Source organism: Streptomyces sp. ISL-10 (assembly GCF_018614575.1).
GTDB lineage: Bacteria > Actinomycetota > Actinomycetes > Streptomycetales > Streptomycetaceae > Streptomyces.
Map to the genome: position 1 here is coordinate 104,826 of NZ_JAGGOJ010000021.1, position 21,380 is coordinate 126,205.

The window sequence follows — 21,380 nt, forward strand, 5'->3', positions numbered from 1 at the left end:
CCAATGCCACTCTTCCCCCGTTCCGCGCGCACCGTGCCCGCCAGCTCACTTCGCTCCGCCGGCTCTGTTTGCTCTGCCGGCACTCTTCGCTCCGCCAGCTCTGTTTGCTCTGCCCGGCCGCATACCCGGCGGCCGGTACCCCCCTCGCAAAAGGAGTCCGCGTGAGATCCACGCCAAGCCGTCGCGCCACCGCGTCGGGTGCTCTGATCGCCGCCGCCGCCATGCTCGCCGTGGGCATGCAGACCGGTTCCGCCGGAGCCGACCCCGCAGGCACGTCCGCCCCCAAGGCGCAGGCCGCGGGCAAGGCCGACCCCGGTGCCCTGCCCAAGAACCTCTCCCCCGCCCAGCGTGCGGAGCTGATCCGCGAGGCGACCGCGACCACGGCCGCCACCGCGAAGGAACTCGGCCTCGGGGCCCAGGAGAAGCTCGTCGTCCGGGACGTCGTCCAGGACCGGGACGGCACCACACACACCCGTTACGAGCGCACCTACGCGGGCCTGCCGGTCCTCGGCGGCGACCTCGTGGTCGCGCAGAGCGCGGCCGGCGCCACCGAGTCCGTCACCAAGGCGTCGAGGTCTGCCCTGAAGAACGTCGACACCAGCGCCGACATCGCTCCCGCCACGGCCGAGAAGCAGGCGGTGAGCGCGGCCAGGGCGGAGGGGTCCGCCAGGACGAAGGCCGACCGCGCGCCGCGCAAGGTGATCTGGCTGGCGGACGGCAGGCCGACGCTCGCGTACGAGACGGTCGTCGGCGGGCTCCAGCACGACGGTACGCCCAACGAGCTGCACGTGATCACCGACGCCACCACGGGCGAGAAGCTCTTCGAGCGCCAGGCCGTCCACAACGGCACGGGCAACACCCAGTACGGCGGCCAGGTCACGCTCGGCACCGCGCCGTCGTACTCGCTGACCGACACCGGGCGCGGCAACCACAAGACGTACAACCTCAACCGGGGTACGTCCGGCACCGGCACGCTGTTCTCCGGCGCGGACGACATCTGGGGCGACGGCACCCCGCAGAACGCCGAGACCGCCGGCGCCGACGCGCACTACGGCGCGGCGCTCACCTGGGACTACCTCAAGAACGTGTACGGCCGCAGCGGCATCCGCGGCGACGGCGTCGGCGCGTACTCCCGCGTCCACTACGGCAACGCGTACGTCAACGCCTTCTGGTCCGACTCGTGCTTCTGCATGACCTACGGCGACGGCGCGAACAACACCAAGCCGCTCACGTCGATCGACGTGGCCGCGCACGAGATGACGCACGGCCTCACGTCCAACACGGCCGGCCTGGTCTACAGCGGCGAGTCCGGCGGCCTCAACGAGGCGACCTCCGACATCTTCGCCGCGGCCGTCGAGTTCTACGCCAACAACTCCCAGGACGTCGGCGACTACCTCGTCGGAGAGAAGATCGACATCCGCGGCAACGGCACCCCGCTGCGCTACATGGACAAGCCCAGCAAGGACGGCTCGTCCAAGGACTCCTGGTACTCCGGCATCGGCAACATCGACGTCCACTACTCCTCGGGCCCGGCGAACCACTGGTTCTACCTGCTCTCCGAGGGCAGCGGGGCCAAGACCGTCAACGGCGTGAACTACGACTCGCCGACCTCCGACGGCCTGCCGGTGACCGGCATCGGCCGCGACAAGGCCGCGCTGATCTGGTTCAAGGCGCTCACCACGAAGTTCAACTCCCGCACGGACTACGCGGGGGCCCGCACCGGCACCATCGCCGTGGCGACGGAGCTGTACGGCGCGACCAGCGCCGAGGTCAAGTCGGTCACCGACGCCTGGGCCGGCATCAACGTCGGCTCCCGTCCCGGCGGCGACCCCGGAGAGCCGGGCACCGTCTTCGAGAACACGGCCGATGTGTCCATCCCGGACTCCCCGGGCGCGGCCGTGACCTCCTCGATCAACGTCACCGGCCGCACGGGCAACGCGCCCACGACCCTCAAGGTCGGCGTGGACATCATCCACACCTGGCGCGGTGACCTGGTCATCGACCTGCTGGCCCCGGACGGGACCGCGTACCGCCTGAAGAACTCGAGCGGTTCGGACTCGGCGGACAACGTCCAGACCACGTACACGGTCAACGCCTCAAGCGAGGCGGCGAACGGCACGTGGAAGCTGCGGGTGCAGGACGTGGCGCGCTACGACACGGGCTACATCAACAGCTGGAAGCTCACCTTCTGAGCCGGCGCCGCACCGCTGTCCCACTGCCGCCCGGGGTGCACCGCACGCCGGGCGGCTGCGTCGCAGGGCGGACGATCAGGGTGCAGCCGGCGGACGACGAGGCCCCCTGGCGATCGCGATGCACGAGGCGGGCCGATGGCCGACGTACGGCATATCGTCAACTAAGGGTTGACGAGCAACCGAGCGTCAACCTAAGGTTGTCGCATGACCGATCCTATCCGTCTGACCCATCCCGTACGGCTCGACGATCTGATCGAAGCCATCAAGAAGGCCCACTCCCAGCCCCTCGACCAGCTGTCCGACGCGGTCATCGCGGCGGACCACCTCGGCGACATCGCCGACCACCTCATCGGCCACTTCGTCGACCAGGCCCGCCGCTCCGGCGCCTCGTGGACCGAGATCGGCACGTCCATGGGCGTCACCAAGCAGGCCGCCCAGAAGCGCTTCGTGACCAAGGGGTCCGACCAGCCGCTCGACCTGGACCCGAGCCAGGGCTTCAACCGGTTCACCCCGCGGGCCAGGAACGTCATCACGGCGGCCGCCAACGAAGCCCGCGAGGCCCGCAACACGCACGTCGGCACCGAGCACCTGACGCTAGGTCTGCTCGCCGAGCCCGAGGGTCTCGCCGCCAAGGCGCTCACCGCGCAGGGCACCGGCGCCGACCAGGTCCGCGCGTCGGTGACGGCGGCGCTGCCCCCGGCCGCCGACGACCTCCCCGAGGTCGCGCCGTACGACGCCCGGGCGCGCAAGGTCCTGGAACTCACCTTCCGCGAGGCCCTGCGGCTGGGCCACAACTACATCGGCACCGAGCACATCCTGTTGGCCCTGCTGGAGGCGGAGGACGGCACCGGCCCGCTCTCGGCACTCGGCGTCGACAAGGGAGCCGTCGAGGCGTACGTGACGGAGGCACTGGCCCCGTTCCTGGCCGCCAAGGCCCCCAAGGAGCAGTAGCCCTCCACCGCTTGCGGTGGCGACGGACGTGGACAACGAGGAGGGCCGCCCCCGCGGATGCGGGGACGGCCCTCATACGAGCGTACCGGTGCGGTCAGGACCCGTAAGCGTCAGCGAGTTCCGACAGTGCCTCTGCGAACTCGGACCGTGCGGCTCGGAACGCCGCCTCGGCCGGCAGCGATTCCAGTGCCGCGAGACGTGCCGCGCGGCTCTCGTGCGGCGTCTGCTGCACAGCTGCTCTCTCCGCGTCGAGCGCGGTGCCCAGCTCGACGACCCGCGACCAGGTCCGGCGCACGCGGGACCACGCCTCGTCGACTCGGATGAGGCTCTCCACGAGCCTGTCCTCGTCCCCTTGAACGGATGGCGAGCCGAAATCCGAGCCACTCGACGACATCAGCACGCGTCCGAGCTCACGTTGCACACTCGAGTCGCAGTATCCGCTCGCCAGGACGTCAGCCAAGAAGCTGGTTCCGGTCGGCGCAGTCATGGTCATCTCTCCTTCCTCCTGTGTCACCGGATCAAATCTCTGACTCCGAGACCGAACATCCCGGCGAAGTCCCGAAGCCCATCGACCTCCAGGCCACCGGCTTTGCCGACCACCATGCAGTGCGAAATGCAGCTGTTGCCAATCTTGTCGTACTTGCCGAGGTCACCAGCTCTCATGAGCTGCCGCTGGAAGTTCATCGCCTGCTGGGGGTTCGGCAACCGGATGGTGGTGGAACTGACCTTCTTCAGACCGGGCTGGAACTTGACGATCTCCGTGCTGCTGTAGTCGTCGGCGGTGATGATCTGCTCCGTGTGCAGCGAGGTCTTCCCGTCGGAGACTTCGATGCTGAAGTGCGGGGAGTCTCCCTCCGTCTCCGGGGCCCACTTGTGCAGCGTGATCTCTCCACAGTTGTGCACAAGGAGAGGCGTCGTGTCCGCGAGCACGTAGTACGCGTGGATACCCGTCACCGTGAGGTCGTGGGTCTGCTGCCGCTTGTCGAAGTGGCGCGTGTCCGTGACCTCGACCGTGTCACCCGACGGGGTGCGCAGGGTCATGCCGGGGCGGAGGTCGCCCGCCTTGATCCACTCGCCCTCGGAGACCACCCAGAACGGGTGGGTCGTGGTGGCGATCAACGCCTCGGGCGTGCCGGCCTCACCGGTGATCGTGAGGTCGACGAAGTGCTTGTCGTCCTCGGTGACGATCGTCCCCGCGACCTCGCGGACGGTCGTCTCGCCGGTCTCGGAGTCGGTGACGGTGACCTTGTCGCCGAGCGCGACGTCCTCGATCGGCTTGGTCGTGCCGTCGGCCAGAAGAACCTTCGTGCCGGGCAGGAAGCTGTGGCACTCGGTTTTCTTCTTCTTGAGAGCTTCCGCGGCCTTCTTCTTGGCCGCGGCCAACGCGTCCTTCGCCTTGGACAGCCCGTCCTTCGCCTTGTCGACGGCCTTGTTGGCCTTCCACAGGTCCTTGACTCCGCCGATCAGGTCGCCGACCAGGCCGACCACGCGCTTGGCGAGCTTGGCTCCCTTGGCCCAGTTCCACGGTGCGCCGTACTTGGCCAGGATCTTGCCCGCGAGACCACCGGCGAAGCTGCCGGCGATGTTGAGCAGCGTCTCGCCGCAGGCGCCCATGTCTCCGCTGGAGACGCAGTCGAGCGCGGCGTCCACACCCAAGATGTCCCGGACGATCTTGACGAGGGCCTTGCCCGCAGACTTGATGCGCTGCTTGGCCGCACTCTGCTGACCCTGCGCTCCGCCGAGATCGTTCGTCGCCTGGGTGACGGTGTGCTCGGCCTGCTTGACCTTGTCCGTGACGGGCTTGCCGCCCTCGCACTCGATGAGGCCCTGCCAGCACTCCGCGAGGATCATGCCGCTCGGGTCGGCGTGGGTGACCGGGGAGTTGTTGGCGTAGCTGTAGCCGTTGATCTGCTGCGGCTGCGTGTGGTCGATGATCGGGTCGACGGAGATGAACTTGCCGATGACCGCGTCGTACTCGCGCGCGCCCAGATGGGTCAGCCCGGTCGACTTGTCGATCGTGCCGCCGACATAGCCCTTCTCACCCGGCCACGTACCGGTGGCCTCGCCCCGCTCGACACCGAAGGGGTCGAAGCGGCGCTGCGAGACGGAACCTGTCGCGGCGTCGATGGCGAGCTCGCCCGTGCCGTGGTGGTCGGAGGCCAGGAACGACACCTTGCCGTCGTTCGTGCGGACCGCGACCGTCTGGCCGACGTGCGAGTAGTAGCGGGTGGCTTCCTTCTTCGTTCCGTCGACGGAGAGCTTCACCTCCGTGCCGGGCAGGTAGACCGTCGTGCCCGTCGGGTCCTTGCGCTGGACCCGATTGCCACCGCTGTCGTAGAGGTAGGTCGTCTCGGAGCCGTCGGCCTCCTTGGCCTTGGCCAGCTTGCCCGTATCGGTCCACTCCAGCACCTGGGCGTCGCCGCCGACGGTGCGCTTCGTGGTGTTGCCGGTGTTGTCGTACTCGTAGGTCGACTGCTTGTCACCGGTCGGCGTGCTCTCCACGACCTTGGTCAGCTGGTGCGGACCGTCGCCGAGAGCTCCCGCTCCGCCGTAGGTGTACGTACGGGTGATGTTCTGCACCGGGTTGAGGCCGGTGTCGTGGACGGTCTCGGACGTCCGGTTGCCGATGGCGTCCGTGACGTACGACTTCCAGTACGGAGAGGGTCCGCCCAGCGGGTTCACTCCCGGGGCGGCCTGGCAGGCCGTCGGTCCGGATCCCTCGACGGGAGCCACGGAGCCGACCGTGCCGTTGCCGGAGGCGTCGGCCACAGTGGACGCGGGGCTCCACGCCTCGGCGAGACGCTTGCGCGTGTCGTAGCCGAAGCACTGGACGTCCGGCGAGGCGGCGTTCGCCGTGTCCGAGATGGACAGGACGTTGCCCGCCTGGTCGTAGGAGTAGTTCGCCTCCTTGGCCGGCGCTGCCGCACCGTAGACGTCAACCACCATGCGCGTCAGCCGGTCCGTGCCGGTCTCGTAGTCGAAGGTCTGCCAGACCTTCTTGCCGCTCCCGGTGGACAGCTCAAGCTGCTGGACGTGGCTCTTGTTGGAGTGGACGGTGTTGGTGACGTACGACGTGGAGCCCGTCAGCGTCGTCGGACGCTGCAGGTCGTCGTAGCCGTTGACCAGCACCTCGGCCGGCAGGTCGCCCACAGCGGGGACACCGGTCGACTGCAGGGTGCCGTCGCGGTTGTACGCCGCCGTGAAGGTGTACGTACCGGCAAGTGCCCCCTGAGACGCGGGCACCACGTAGTTCGTCTTCAGCGGACGGTAGAAGTCGTCCCACGTCTGAATGACCGTGCCGAACGACTCGGTCGGTGAGATGTAGCTGATGTCGGCCCAGGCATGCCCCAGCAGGCCCGCCTTGTCGTACCGGGTCTCCGTGATCCTGGTACCGGTGGTCGGTTCGCCCTGCCAGGTGGACAGGGTGCGACCCAGCTTGTCGTAGACAGTGGAGACCTTCTTGCCCCGGCTGTCCGTGGTCGAGACCGCGCGGTCGAGGGCGTCGTACGCCGTCGTCGACGTCCCCGCGTCCGGGTCGACGCTCTTCGTCTTGCGGCCCAGCAGGTCGTACTCGTAACGCCACACGTTGCCCTGGGCGTCCGTGACCGTCTCGAGCTGGTTCTTGGGCGTGTACGTGTACTTGGTGACGTCGTAACCGGACAGCGGGTTCGGGGAGTCGCCCCGGTAGTGCCAGATCTCCTTGGTGTTGCCCGCGAAGTCCGTGATCGTGGTGGTGGGCACGCCGCCCTTCGGCGGGTCGACCGTGGTGCGCTCACCGTCGTACGCGGTGGTGGTCCGCCACTGCTCGACACCGGAAACGGCCAGGATCTGGGCAGTCATGCGGCCGAGGCCGTCGTACTCCATCAGGCTCTGCCGGCCGACCTCGCCGTTGCGGACGATCAGCAGCTCGTCGGAGGGCGCGCCGGCGGCGTTGTACGTGGCGTGGGTCTTCTTGACCTTGCCCGTGCCGTCGTAGAACGAGTCCGCGACCATGCGCGTGCCGCCCGGACCTTCGGTCTGAAGCTGGCGCGGGCGCAGCAGGCTGTCGTACAGCTGGTACTCCGAGCCGTACGAGCCGCTGTTCTCTATCTTCTCCGTCCGGATCGCCGTGACCTGGTCGCGGCGGACGTTGTACGAGTACTTGATGCTCGGGGTCTGGGTCTTCACACGGTCGGGCAGCCAGACCGAGGTGAGGCGGCCCAGGCCGTCGTAGGCCAGGTCGGTGCGCTTGCCGTTCGGGTCGGTCTGGCCGGCCGACATGCCCCAGGCCGGGACGTAGTCGGTGGTCGTGATGTGACCGAGGGCGTTGGTGTTCTTCGTCTGCGAGATCAGGCCATTGACGTCCGTGTACGCCGTCTTGGTCACGGCGCCCGAGGCGTCCGTCTGGGACAGCGGGCGGCCGAAGGCGTCGTAGGTGGTCGTGCCGGTGACCTGGTAGGTGCCGGTCGTGCCGTTGTGGGAGGTCAGGCGCTCCGTGGTGGTGGCATCGCCCTTGGTGGGTGCCTCGCCGAACGCCTTGCCGTCGTACGAGGTGCGCTCGTCGGCGTGGACCTGCGTCTTCCGGTCGGGCGTGACCGAGCACCTCACGCCCACCGCCTCGCTGCGCGACGGCAGGGAGAGGAGGTTCGCGCCCACGTTGTCGGCGTACCAGGTGCGGGTGCAGGTGTCGTCGGCCGTGGTGGAGACGTCACCCTGGTCGTCGACCTCCACCACGCGACCGGTTCCGTTGACCGTGTCGTACTTGGTGGTGGCCTTCGTCTGGCGCCACGTGTCGTCGGACAGCAGGCTGTAGCCGCGTTCCGTGTCGGAACGGACGATGACCGAGTGCGAGGTTCCCCAGCGGCGGGTCTGCGTGGCGGTGACGGCCTTCCAGGGCTCGCTGACCACCTTGGAGACGAGCTTGGTCCCGTCGTAGGTGTGCGCCTCCAGCTGGTGGCCGGTGAACTCCTCGGAGTCGGTGTACTCGACGCCCGTCGAGTCGGTGACCTTCACCGAACGGGTGCCGCCGGCCGGGTCCTTGTCGCCGTCCATGCCCTGCAGGTACGTGTAGTCGACCCGCGAGGTCTGCCGGTCGGCGCTGCCCGAGGTGACGGTGACCTTGCCGTAGCCCTGCCAGCCGCCCCAGGTGAGGTACTTGTCCTCGGTGATGCCGTCCGGCACGGCCTTCCGCCAGGCTGCGGGGCCGTTGTAGTCGTAGCGCGTGACGAGCGAGTCGCCGCCGCCGGTGCGGTCGGTCTCGACGATCTCGGCGACGACGTACTTGTGGAACCAGTCCGTGATCGGCTCGATGGTGCCCGGCGGGGCCCACTTGACGGGGTAGCAGCGCTTGGTCGATTCACCCGGCTTGGGCAGCGCGTCCTTGGTGCACTCGGTCGGCGCGTAGTTGACGTCGAGCTGGGCCCCGGTCTCGCTCAGGACGGCCGCGAGGCGGTAGCGGTGGAACGGCGCGACGTTGTCGCCGATCGCGTCGACCCGGTTGGCCAGCTGCTCGCCGTACAGCTCCAGGCTGGGCAGCTTCGCCGCGGTGCCGACCCGGCCCTCGTGGTCGAGCTTCGACAGCCACAGGGTCTTGGAGTCGTCACCGTTGTCGGTGAACACATGCGTGTAGGCCCACGCGTCCACGTCCTGGTACTCGGTGGTGCTCTTGCGCATCTGCGTGGTGATGCTCGTCAGACGCTTCGTCGTCCAGAAGGTCTGGCCGACGGTGCACTTGGTGTCGGCCTTGCACTCCTGGTCGACCGGCGTGTCCGGCCAGTGCGCCGCGTTCGCCTTGGTGCGCTTGGACTCGGCGCAGTCGAAGTCCGCGGTGGGCAGGCAGCGCTCGGCGACGCCGAAGACGACCCGTGCGGGCGCCTTGGCCGCGTAGACGGAGCCGTCGCGCTGGCCGTAGTCGATCCGCTTCAGGTAGCCGCCGCGGTGGTACGCGGTGCCGTTGACGTCCGTCTTGCCGTTGAGGGCGTAGTGGTTCGTCTCGGGAGCGTAGAAGTAGGACATCACGTTGCCGTGGGCGTCCTTGACGTAGTCCAGGCTCCAGCGCCACGCCTGCTTGCAGTGGGCGCTGGTGAACGTGGCGTTGTAGCAGGGCTCGCCGGAGTCGTCGCCGAAGACGGGGACGGTCCAGGCCGAGCCGGTGGTCTCGTTGCCGGTGGCCCAGCCGGGCAGGCGGTTGAGGCCGAACCAGTACTGGGTGCCGTCGGCGGTCGTGACCTTCCAGTGCTCGCCGTCGTTGTCGCCGTTCGTCGCACCGGTCAGCTTCTCGACCTTGGTGCCGTCGTCGGACGAGAACTTCCAGGCGCCGGTCTTGTCGTCCTTGATCAGCTCGCTGGAGCTGCCGTTGAGCATGATCGAGGCGTTGTCGAACGCCCAGCACTGCTCACCGGAGGTCGAGTGGCCGTCGTCGGCACACGGCTTGTAGCGGCGCTCGATGTAGCCGGGGTCGTAGGAGAAGCCCTCGCCGATCCACGAACCCTGGTTGTTGGTCGTGGAGGTGCGGCCGTCCGCTGACTGCGACGAGTAGCCGAGGCCGATGGTCGGCGAGAGGCCGCCCGGCGTGGGGACCGTCCGCATCGGGTAGTTCCAGCTGAAACCGCCCGACGAGTTCGCGACGCTCCAGCTCGCCGAGGGGGAGAGCGGGGTCGCCTTGTACGAGCCCTGGGCCGAGGACGGCCCGGCGGCGAGCGCCACGAGCGAGGTGCCCTCGACCGCCATGGTCGACGGGCCGGACTGCGGCGCCGGAGCCGCGACGACGGAGGCGGAGACCGTGCGGTCCTCGGGATCGTTCACGGTCGGCAGCGGCTTCGGCAGCTCGGGGCACGCCTTGCTGCCGGGCGTCGCGACGGCCGCACAGGCGGGCAGTCGCACCAGGTGCAGACGGGAGGCGTACGAGCCGCCGTAACCCTCGGCGAAGGAGGAGTAGTCGACGGTCAGACGCACCGTGGCGTCCTTCGCCCGGTCGTCGGCGCGCTCGACGCGCAGGAGTGCCCCGGCACCGAGGTCGGCGGCCCGCTTGGCGGGCAGGACGTCGACGGTGACCTTGACGGGGGCATCCTGGGCGGATGCCGTGCGAGCCGGCTTCGCCGCCTTGGCCGGCACCGAGGAGACGGCGACCGGCAGGCCGCCGATCGCCGTCGCCTTCAGCGCGCCGGACGCGACGGCGAGCTCGGCGCTGCCGCCGCCGGGCCAGACCGCCTTGTCGAGCGTCGTGACCGCGGCCTTCTTCGCCGGATCGGCCGGGCGTGGTGCGGCCTTGGCGTCCTTGCCCTCGACGGGGTCACCGAAGTCCTGCACGCCTGGTCTGCCCCTGCCCTGCTCCTGCGGGGTGAGCGGCATCGCTTGGGCCGTACCGCCGGTCAAGGCGATGGTCACCCCCAAGGCGGTCGCTGCGAGCAGCCGCCCGGGTATGCGCCGGTTCAGCAACCGGCCACGAAATGGCATCACGTGTCTCCACACGTAGAAAGGGATGGAAGGCGAGCGGGCGGGCGGGCCGGCCCCGGGAGGCCGGACCACCCGCCCGTCGGGGATCACATGTCCGGCAGAGCCATCGGGTTGGACATCAGCTGGATCGCGGTCTTGTCCGCGGCACCGCCGTAGACGCGGACCTCGTCGATCGCGCCGGCGAAGTACTCGCTGCCGCCGCCGAGAGCCGAACGGCCGACCTGGAGGGCGCCGCTGGCGGCCCACAGGGTGTCGTCGGACCCGTGCGCGATGTCGGCGAGCTGGCCGTTCACGTACAGCCGGATCTCGTTGGCGAACGCGTCGTACACGACGGCCAGGTGCTGGCCGGCCGGGTCGGTGTCCGGGAGCTCCTGGTCGTCGGTGAACGACTTCACCGTCGCCGTGGCCGAGTCGGACTCGGCGACCGCGAGCTCCCACATCGAGGGGGTCGAGGCGTCCTGTCCCGGCCGGTAGCGGACGGAGAGGCGGTTGGCCGCAGCGCCCGGCAGCGAGAGCACGGTCTGCGCCTTCTCCGGGTCGAGCGTGGTGAGCTTCACCCGTGCCGAGACCGTGAAGCTCGCGGCGCCGGTGACCGGTGCCGTCCCGGTCGACGCGTAGTCACCGTCGCCGTCGAGCACGAGATGACCGGCACCGACCATCGGGAAGGGGCCTTCGAAGTACGGGTCGTCCGACGGCGCGTTGTAGACCGACGCGTTGCCCGCCAGCGTCAGCGCCTGCCCCGTCCCCGTGTCCGGGGAGGAGCCCGAGGTGGCCGAGTCCAGCTGCCAGTAGTTCTTGCGCACGGGCTTGACCGTCATCATCTCCGCCACCTGCGCGGCGGGCAGGACGCGGTCGAAGACGCGGACCTCGGCGAGGTCGCCGTCGAGGTTGTCGCGGTAGCCGCTCTTCGCCGTGGTGCGGCCGAGCTGCAGCGGGCCGTAGGACCGCCACACCGAGCGGCGGGAGGCGACGCCCTTGGAGTCCTTGTTGACGTAGAGCCGCAGTTCGGACTTGGTCGCGTCGTAGACGCCGGTCAGCAGGACCCACTGGTCGGGGAGCACGCTGACGCCGGTGGCGACGGCCTTCCACTCGCCGAGCGAGTCGACGTCGGTCACCGGGACGGAGAACGCCCAGGTGCCGGCGGTGTGGTCGTAGCCGAGGGTGAAGCCGGGCTCGCCGGTGCCGTCCTGGCTGACGACGGCCATGTCACGGGTCGGGGTGCCCTTCGGGCGGACCCAGGCGCTGACGCTGAAGCTCTTCGAGGAGTCGAGGACCGTCTCGTTGACGTCGGCGTAGGCGGCGGAGGTGCCGTCGAAGCGGGCGGCCGCGTCGACCTTGCCGCCGGGGCCCTCCACACCGAAGGTGACGCCCGTGCCCGCGTTCGCCGAGAAGGCTCCGGTCTCGTCGTGCGCCTCGGTGCTGGTCGGCGCGTCGGCGAGGTTCCACTGGGCGGTGACGGGGGTGCCCTCGGTCACGAGGAACTCGTAGTGGGCCTTGGTGCTGGGGTTCTCCGCCTTGTCGACGGCGATGACGTCGACCCAGTGGCGTCCGGAACGCGTCGGCATCCAGCTCACGGTCGCGGGACCGCCGGCCGTGGTGGCGGGGACCGTGGTGGCCGGGGTGGCGGTGCTGTCGAACGCGTACCGGTACTTGACGATGTCCGTGTCGGGCACGGAGTCGTTCGGGTTGGGCGAGAAGGTGAACGAGCCGTAGGTGCCGACGCCGTCGTGGTAGACGCTGTCGGACGGGTACTGCTTGGACAGCACGTTCGGCTTGCCAGGCAGTGTCGCGTCGTAGATGAACTCGCAGCGGACCGACTCGCCGTCGGAGCTCCACGGGCCGTAGCCGTCACCGTCGTAGGCGCGGGCGCTCCAGTAGATGACCGTGTTCTGCGGGATCGTCGACCTGACGGTGTGGGTGAACTTGGTGCCGGAGGTGGGCGCCAGCCAGGTCGGGGTGAGGGAGGTGTAGCTCTTGGCCTCCTTGGTGACCGGGTCGGTCCAGTCGACCTTGAACTCGACCTTCACCTTGTCGGTGCTGGTGCTCGTGTGGTCCGGGTCGCTGGCGATGGCCTGGAGCTGCGGCGGGACCTCGGCGTAGGGACGGCCGGTACCGGAGGTGCACACGCCGCCGGGGTTCTGCGACAGCGAAGTGATCTTGCGGGGCAGGTTGTTGTAGCTGATGGAGAGGTAGGCGTTGCCGCAGATCCGCTTCCACTCCGGCAGCCGGGTCTCGTCGGCGGCGCGCAGGCCGAGCGTCATCGAGGACCAGCCCTCGGCCGCGGCGGTCTTCACCTCGCTGGTCAGCTCACCAGTGGCGCCGGCCTCGAAGTGCAGGTTGGCCTGGCTGGAGCAGCTGGTGGGGGAAATCGCCTTGTCGACCGTGCCGATGTGGTCCAGCCAGTCGTCCGAGGTGTTGGACCAGCTGGAGGAGGAGGTGATGCTGTAGTTCTTGCCGCCGATGCGGTAGAGCCGGATCGGCTCGGCGGTCGGCGAGGCGCTGTAGATGTGCTCGACACGGGCGGAGAACGAGGCGCCGAGGATCTGCTTGCCCTTGTAGAACGACATCGGCATGGTGAACAGCAGCCGCCGGACCCCCACGCCGTTGCAGGACACCGGGCTGTAGTCCGTCGGGCACTTGCCCACACCGGCGCTGCCGGAGTACTTCCAGTCCTGCTCGCTCGGCATGCCCGACATCACGCCGGTCCACGCGGTGCGCGAGGTGGTGCGCTGGATCGGGTCGATGACGACCGGGAAGACGGTGTCCTTGCCCTTGAGCAGCTTCTGATCGGGCACCAGGGACAGCTTCCCCTTGCCGACCTCGATGCCGAGCGGCGAGGTCTTTCCTCCACCGCCGGGTCCCGTGAGCGCGGGCTCCGGGGCGACGGCCGGGGCGGGAGCCGCGTTGGCGGACGCGGCGGCGAGCGCCTTGGAGACGGCCCGCGGGCCCTGCTTCCTGGCGGCGGCCTCCTTGACGGCGGCCGAGTCCCACATGACGGGCTTGCCGGCCTCGAAGACGGTGCCGCCGACGGCGGCGTCCTCGGCCTTGAGCGCGCCGGTGGCGTCCTCGGTGACCTTCAGCCCGTCGGTCGTGAGGCCCAGGTCCAGCCGGGCGAGCTTCGGATCGGCGGCGGCCTCGGGGGTCTTGACGATCAGCAGGTGGCCGAAGCCGTCGGCCTCCGCGCGCACCGCGAGGTCCACGCCGGGCAGCGCGTCCTTGTAGGTGGCGGTCTCGCCGTCGAGGACCGGCGCGGGCAGCTTGCCGTACGGCCAGGCCAGGGACAGCTCGCGGCCCGCCTGGTTCATCGTGACGAACGGCTTGCCGGCCGTGCCGTCCGAGAACGACAGGGCCACGGCGGTGGCCTTCGGGGCCACGCTGCCGTCGGACCGGCGCACAAGGGTCTTGTCGATGTCGACCCAGGAGCCGTCCTGGAAGGTGCGGACCGGATCGGTGTACTCCCGTGCCGTGAACGTCCCGTTGGGCTCGGCGTAGATCTCCCGGCGCGCGGTGCGCATACCGAGGATCTCGATCTTCTTGTTGCTCTTCTTCGCGACCGCGAGGGCCTCGGCCTCCGTCTGCACGGGGGTCCCCGTGCCGACGGCGGACTGCTTCGGTGCGACGTCGGCGCCGTCCGGGTTGTCCGGCAGCGCGTTGAAGCCGCCGGTCAGTACGGCGCCGGCCGCCACCGCGGCGATCGCGCCGCGCAGCACGAGGCCGCGTCGTATACGTCTGGACACGTGTCCGTTCTCCTTGTGGTTCATCAGCGGACCGCCGCACCGAAGGCGGTGTCGCCCGCGGGGATGCCGCCTTCGCCGGGCTTGAAGGTCTGGGTGGGGGCGCCGCCGTTCGCCGTGTTCCACGGGAAGAGGTGGACGGCGTGACCGGCCTGCGGGCCGTACGGCATACCGACGTACAGCCCGCCCGGGGCCGCCGCCAGGCTGAGTCCCGCGAGCTGGAGCGGCGCCGGCTCGCCGGGGATGCCCCAGCCCGGGTCGATCCAGGAGTCGGACGCGCCGGGCGCGCCAACCATGGGCACGATGTGGACGCCGCCCTTCTCGCGGTGCTCCTCGGTCGACTCCTCACCGGGGACGCCGATGGCGAGCCGGGTGTTCGTCCCCGAACTGGTGCTGCTCGGAGCGGTGTTGACGGCGGCCAGGCGCTGCCCGAAGAAGTCGCCCGGCTCGCTCGCCTGCTCAACGTCGGCGGAGTTCTGGTCGAGCCACATGTGCTTGGCGAGGGTGCCGGCCGCGGTGACCCTGAAGATCTGTACGGCGCCCGCGTCCACCGTGGTGTGCAGGTCCTCACCGGGCACACCGACGGCGAGCAGCGACTCGTTCGTGGTGGTCGCCCCGGACGGGCGGTGGGGCACCATGGCGAGCGCCGTCCCGAAGCCGTCGCCGGGCTCCTCGGCGCCGTCGACGATGTCCTGGTCCTGCCCGAGACCGAACAGCGGCTTGGGATGGCCGGACGACAGCGTGTGGCTGAAGACCGCCGCGCCGCCGGCGAACGGCACGGTGCCGATGGCCTCGCCGGGCGTGCCGACGGCGAAGTGCGTGGGCGTGGACGCGAGCGATCCGCCGAAGCGGTCGTCCCGTTCCGCGGTACCGGGCACCGCTCCGCCCGTGTCGACGTCCTGGTTGACGCTGACGACCGTCTGCGCGGTCCCGTGGATATAGACGAAGCCGCCGGCGTCCTCGGCCGTGCCGATGGACTCGCCGGGTATGCCGACGATCAGATACGGCGCACCCGCGGACGTCTTGCCCGCGGTGAGGGCGTACCCCACCCAGTCACCGGCCTCCTTCGCACCGCCCAGAGTCCCGCCCTGGGTGTGCTCCTTGACGGCCTTGCCGGCGTTCAGGCCCGCGGACGAGCCGTAGACGATGTGTACCCAGCCGGCGTCGGCGGTGGTGGACAGGTCCTCGTACGGGCTGCCGATCGCGAGGTCGGCGCAGCCGTCGGCGTCGGCGTCGTACACGGCGAGCGCGAAGCCGTACTGGTCGCCCCGCTCAGGGCCGCCGGGGATCCCGCCGGTTCCCTGGACGAGTTCGAGGGTGCCCTTGCCTCCGCCGTAGACGATCCTCACGAGCCCCGCCTCGGCGTGACCCGCGACGGTCGCCTCCGGATCGGCGATCGCCGTGTCACGGATGCCGTCGCCGTTGAAGTCCGACTCCACACCGGAACAGCCGGCGGCAACCGCGGCGGTCGACGCCGGAGCGAGTCCGAGGGCGGAGACGGTCAGGACGAGCGCGCTCGCGGCGAGCGCGCCTCGTCGTCGGATTGCCCGCGGTCGCGGGCGTGTTGGACTGCTCACTGAAATGGGTCCTCCCCTACGCAGCCGGCTGCTTCCGCCGGCGGTCTCTGTGCCACGCCCGTCCGGGCTCGTGGCCAACGCCCTGCTCCGATCCCCGCCGCTGTCGGCCGACCCGCCCTCCACGCGTGCCGGGCCCGGCCGCCCACCGCGAGCGGGGGGGTGGGCTGGGCCGAAGCGCCGTGCGGGGTATGCCGGTCGGCGGGGTGGCGGGAGCACCGCGGGTCCGGCACGGCACGGGTGAGAACGGCCCTGTCCGGGATGGCCCTGGCAGGCAGGGGCTGTTCCGGGTCGTCCTCGCCCGCACGGGATCGTGCCGTCGGCGCCTGCGGCGGGCAGGGCACGGCCTGCTGCATCGGTCGCAGGCATTGGGTGCGGCCCGCGGGTTGTCCGCGGGCCGCGTCTGCCGCCGACGGGGCGGCGGCGCCCGGTCGATCAGCTCAGGAACGCCCCGAACGCGACGTTGTCCACCGGGATGCCACCCTCACCCGGCCGCCAGCTCTGCGTGGGCGCACCGCCGTTGGGGGTGTTCCAGGGGAAGGCGTGTACGGCCCTGTTCGCCACGGGCCCGTACGGGACGCCGACGTACAGTGCGCCGGGGCTCGACCCGAGGCCCATGCCGGTGAGCATGCGGGGCGCACGGGTCGCGGGGATGCCGTTCCCGGGCGAGATCCAGCTGTCACCGGTTCCGGGGTCACCGAGCAGGGGCAGGATCTGCACCCCGCCCTCCTCCGGATACTCCTCGGTCGACTCCTCGCCCGGGGCCCCTACGGCGAGCCGCATCGTCGCCGCGGTGCCCGTCACGGTCGGGGAGGTGTTGACCGCGGCGAGCCGCTGGCCGAAGAAGTCTCCCGCCTCGGCCTCGCCCTCCACGCCCGGCTGGTTCTGGTCGATCCACTTGAGGTGCTGGACGGTGCCGTCGGCCTTGAGGTGGTAGGTGTGCACGGCGCCGGCATCGACGGTGGTCGCCAGGTCCTCGCCGGGCACGCCGACCGCGAGGAGCGAGTCGTTGTTCGCGGTGGCACCGGCAGGGCGGTAGGGCGCCATCGCCAGGGCGGAGCCGTACTGGTCTCCGGCCTGCGCGGTGGTGTCACCGGTGCCGCTGCGGCCCTGCCCCATGCCGAACAGCGGGTCCGGGATCCCGTCGGTGTTGATCGACGGCCGGAAGGCGATCACGGCACCGGCGAACTCCATGTTCTGCGTGGTGGTGGCCGTGGACTCACCGGGAGCACCGACGACGAAGTGGCGGTCGGTGGCGGCGATCGACGCGCCGAAGCGGTCGTTGGGCTCGGGATCCTCCCACACGCCGGCGCTGTCCTGGGCGACGTGCGCCACGTTGTAGCCGGTGCCGTAGACGTAGTGGAACATCCCCATGTCCTTGCCCTCGGCACCGTCCTCGCCCGGGACGCCGATCACGAGGAAGGGGATGTTGGTGGCCGACCTGCCCGCGGCGACGGCGTATCCGACCCAGTCCTCGGCCTCGTAACCACCGCCGAGTTTCCCGTCGGCTCCCTGCCGGAAGCCGTAGGTGCCGAGTCCGGCCGAGGCGACGCCGGTGGGCGAGCCGTAGATCAGGTGAACGAGGCCGGCGTCCTTGACGGTCCGGTCGGTCAGGTTGATGTCCTCGAACGGGATGCCGACGGCGATGTCGCTGCACCCGTCGTTGTTGGCGTCGTAGACGGCGAACGAGAAGCCGAACTGGTCGCCGGTCTCGGCTCCGTCCGACACGTTCGGCGAGTCCTGCGACAGAGCGAACGTGCCCTTGCCGCCGCCGTAGACGATGTGGATCTGCCCGGCGCGCTCCTTGCCGGAGACGGTGGCCTCCGGGTCCGCGAAGGCCATGTCGCGGATGCCGTCACCGTTGAAGTCGTTCTGCGCTCCGGCGCAGCCCGCGGCTGCGGCGGCCTGCGGCACCGGTGCCGCGCCCTGCCCGAGCAGGGTGACCGCGGCGCCCAGCGCGAGCGCCGTCACCCCCCGGGCCGTACGTGTGCCGACACGCGGCATTCTTCCCCCCACCCGCTGTGCCGTGTGGCGTCCTCGAGCAACGAGCAGCACGGCATCCATGTGACGTGTCCACGAGGCAGCCCGAATCGGTCGTGACGGGCAGCCTCGTGCCTCTGCCGGCCCGGGGCGGAGGTGGGGGACACCGCCGGCACAGCACGTCGGTGCCGATCCGGCCAAATGCCGAACGGAGCCTTCCTGCTCCGCCGACCCCGCGTCACATCCTCGTTCCAGCCCCCCGCGACCAGCAGAAGCGGAACGGGACTATGACATGAACGGAGCAACCTTACAAGATCACATATCCGACATCACCTCATCGGCGATCATCACGTATTGATCACATCTGCTGCACCAGGGCGTCATGGAACGGTCACGAACCGGGCGCACTCGACCCGACCGGGACGCCGCTCCGCGGCCACACTCAGCGGTGCGGCCGCGTCGGCTCCGGGCGGCAAAGCGGGCGCGGTCCTCCCCGGACAGGGAAGGACCGCGCCCCGAACGACGGCCCGACTCAGCGCATCAGCATGCCCGCGTCCTGACCCACCGCCTCCGACGGCAGGGCCACCAGACCCATGTCAGCGCCCGCCGGGATCAGCCGGTGGGCGGGCAGCACCCGCACCGTGTAGCCGAACGGTCCCGTGCGGTCCAGCGCCATCGGGCCCTCGTACACCCAGCGGCCCTCCAGATCCGGGCCGCTCGACGGTTTCAGCGGGAAGGTCTGGGCGTCGCGGATCGCGTCGTCGGCGTCGACCCGGCCCGCCACCGCCTGCACCTCCACATCGTCCGGCCGCAGCTCACCGAGCCTGGCCTGGACCCGCAGCGTCAGCGTGGAGCCCAGTCCTGCCGTCGCCGCGGCCCCCGCACCCGCGTCCTGGTCCACAGCCTCCACATGGTCGATCGCGACCTGTGGCCAGCCCGCGCGGACCCGCGCCTTGAAGCCCGCCAACTCCTCGGCGGCCGAGGCGTCCAACGCCCGGTGGGCCCTCGCGGCGGGGGTGTACAGCCGCTCGACGTACTCGCGCACCATGCGGCCCGCCAGCACCTTGGGTCCGAGCGTGGTCAGAGTGCGGCGGACCATCTCGATCCAGCGGTCGGGCAGTCCGCCGGTCCCCCGGTCGTAGAAGCGGGGCGCGACACGGTCCTCGATCAGCGCGTACAGCGCCGCCGCCTCCAGTTCGTCGCGGCGGTCATCGTCGGTGGCCGCGCCGTCGGCGGTGGGGATCGCCCAGCCGAAGTCCGGCTCGTACCACTCGTCCCACCAGCCGTCGAGCACCGACAGGTTGAGGGAGCCGTTCAGCGCCGCCTTCATGCCGCTCGTGCCGCAGGCCTCCAGCGGACGCAGCGGGTTGTTGAGCCAGACGTCGCAGCCCGGGTAGAGCTTCTTCGCCATCGCCATGCCGTAGTCGGGCAGGAAGACCAGGCGGTGGCGCACCTTCGGGTCATCGGCGAAGCGCACCAGCTCGCGGACGAGACGCTTGCCCCCGTCGTCGGCCGGATGGGCCTTGCCCGCGACGACGATCTGGATCGGCTGGGTGGGGTGCAGCAGCAGCTCGGTCAGCCGGCGGCGGTCGCGGAGCATCAGCGTGAGCCGCTTGTACGAGGGCACCCGCCGGGCGAACCCGATGGTGAGCACGTCGGGGTCGAGCACCCCGTCGATCCAGCCCAGTTCGGCCGCGCCCGCACCGCGCTGGCGCCAGGAGGCGCGCAGTCTCTCGCGGACCTCCAGCACCAGCTGTTCGCGTAGCGAGCGGCGCAGTTCCCAGATCTCCGCGTCCGGGATGTTCGCCACGGCGTCCCAGCGCGAGGACCCGCCGACCGACAGGGCGTCCTCCGCGCGCCCCGGGCCGATCTGGCGCGCTCCCAGCCGGAAGACCTCGGGTGCGACCCAGGTCGGCGCGTGCACCCCGTTGGTGATCGAGGTGATCGGCACCTCGACGGCGTCGAAGCCGGGCCACAGGCCGGAGAACATCTCGCGGCTGACGGCCCCGTGCAGCCGGGACACGCCGTTGGCGCGCTGGGCGAGCCGCAGTCCCATCACCGCCATGTTGAACAGGCCCCGGTCACCGCCGGGATAGCTCTCGGTGCCCAGCTGGAGCACCTGGTCGACGGGGACTCCGGGCAGTTCGGCGTCGTCCGCGAAGTGGCGGGCGACGAGGTCGCGGTCGAAGCGGTCGATCCCAGCGGGCACCGGGGTGTGAGTGGTGAACACCGTGCCCGCGCGCACGGCTTCGAGGGCCGCGTCGAATCCGAGGCCGCTGCCGCCCTTGTCGGGGGACTCGCCCAGTTCACGGATGCGTTCGAGGCCGAGGAAGCCGGCATGGCCCTCGTTGGTGTGGAACACCTCGGGCGCATGGTGCCCGGTGACCCTGCAGTACGCACGGACCGCCCGTACGCCGCCGATGCCGAGCAGCATCTCCTGGAGCAGCCGGTGCTCGCTGCCGCCGCCGTAGAGCCGGTCGGTGACGTCGCGGGCGCCCGGTCCGTTGCCCTCGACGTCGGAGTCGAGCATCAGCAGCGGGACTCGGCCGACCTGGGCGACCCAGATGTGGGCGTGCAGCAGGCGGCCCCCCGGCAGGGCCAGGGACACCCCGGCCGGGGTGCCGTCGGCCTCCCGCAGCAGATCGAGCGGCAGTTCGTTGGGATCGAGCACGGGATAGTGCTCCTGCTGCCAGCCGTCGCGGGAGAGCGACTGGCGGAAGTAGCCGTGCCGGTAGAGCAGGCCGACGCCGATCAGCGGCACGCCGAGATCGCTGGCGGCCTTGAGGTGGTCGCCGGCGAGGATGCCGAGGCCGCCCGAATACTGCGGCAGGGCGGCGGTGACGCCGAACTCCGGCGAGAAGTAGGCGACGGCGGCGGGGAATTCGGTGGTGTCGGGGCCGCCGTCGCCGGACTGGTACCACCTGCGGCCGTGCAGATAGTCGTCCAGGTCGTCGGCGGCCGCGGCGAGCCGGCGCAGGAAGCGCCGGTCCTTGGCCAGGTCCGCCATCCGGGCGGCGGACACGTTCCCGAGGAGCCGCACGGGATCGCCGGCGACGGCCTGCCACCTCTCGGGATCGACGGAACGGAACAGCTCTTGGGTCTCGGTGTGCCAGGACCAGCGCAGATTGCGCGCCAAGCCGCTGAGCGGTTGCAGTGGTTCGGGGAGGACGGGGCGGACGGTGAATCGACGAATGGCCTTCACAGGTCCCACCTTCGCAGGGGATGTACGCATCCGAGCGGACGCACGGCGGTGTGCGCCCTTTTCCGTCGGTGCGACGTTAGTCGCACCCCGTCCTCGCCCACCACGGCGCACGGTTCGCCAGGGGGCGCACACCTCTGCCGGTCGCATCGGCCGCCCGCCCCGGTCTCGCCCCCGCCGCGCGGCGAATCAGGCCCGCTCAGGACCTCCCGTCGACCCCCGCTCACGACCTCCCGTCGGCCCCGAGCAAGCCCACTACCGGCAGCAACCACCAACGGCCGCTGCCCCGGTCAGCCACGCCTCCCGCCTCCCGAGG

The 21,380-nt window shown here is 70.5% G+C and carries 8 protein-coding genes; 2 read left to right on the forward strand and 6 right to left on the reverse strand.

Features of this window, described 5'->3' with window-relative positions; genetic code table 11:
* The first annotated feature begins 161 nt into the window (after positions 1-161).
* The gene (locus J7E88_RS25195) at positions 162-2,192 is read left to right on the forward strand and encodes a M4 family metallopeptidase (RefSeq protein WP_215184898.1); all 2,031 of its coding nucleotides are present in this window, start codon (positions 162-164) and stop codon (positions 2,190-2,192) included.
* A 204-nt stretch (positions 2,193-2,396) separates the two neighbouring features.
* Entirely contained in the window at positions 2,397-3,143 is a 747-nt protein-coding gene (locus J7E88_RS25200) for a Clp protease N-terminal domain-containing protein (RefSeq protein WP_215184900.1), read from the forward strand.
* Between the two features lie 94 nt (positions 3,144-3,237).
* Here the strand turns inward: J7E88_RS25200 and J7E88_RS25205 are convergent, their stop codons facing one another.
* From J7E88_RS25205 to glgP, 6 genes are all read right to left on the reverse strand, one after another.
* Positions 3,238-3,630 carry a hypothetical protein gene (locus tag J7E88_RS25205; protein WP_215184903.1) on the reverse strand — a complete coding sequence of 131 codons (393 nt, stop codon included), beginning with the start codon at positions 3,628-3,630 and terminating at the stop codon, positions 3,238-3,240.
* Positions 3,631-3,653: 23 nt separating this feature from the next.
* Positions 3,654-10,508: a polymorphic toxin-type HINT domain-containing protein gene (locus J7E88_RS25210; RefSeq protein WP_215184905.1), complete on the reverse strand. Its 6,855-nt coding sequence runs from the start codon at positions 10,506-10,508 to the stop codon at positions 3,654-3,656.
* 155 nt (positions 10,509-10,663) lie between these two features.
* The gene (locus tag J7E88_RS37150; protein ID WP_215184907.1) at positions 10,664-14,314 is read right to left on the reverse strand and encodes a LamG domain-containing protein; all 3,651 of its coding nucleotides are present in this window, start codon (positions 14,312-14,314) and stop codon (positions 10,664-10,666) included.
* Between the two features lie 23 nt (positions 14,315-14,337).
* A complete protein-coding gene (locus J7E88_RS25220; protein ID WP_308307597.1) occupies positions 14,338-15,888 on the reverse strand; it encodes a VCBS repeat-containing protein in 1,551 nt (516 codons plus the stop codon).
* A gap of 432 nt (positions 15,889-16,320) precedes the next feature.
* On the reverse strand, positions 16,321-17,856 hold the full coding sequence (locus tag J7E88_RS25225) for a VCBS repeat-containing protein (RefSeq protein WP_308307598.1): 1,536 nt from the start codon (positions 17,854-17,856) through the stop codon (positions 16,321-16,323).
* A 541-nt stretch (positions 17,857-18,397) separates the two neighbouring features.
* A complete protein-coding gene (glgP, locus tag J7E88_RS25230) occupies positions 18,398-21,067 on the reverse strand; it encodes an alpha-glucan family phosphorylase (RefSeq protein ID WP_215184911.1) in 2,670 nt (889 codons plus the stop codon).
* Positions 21,068-21,380 lie beyond the last annotated feature (313 nt).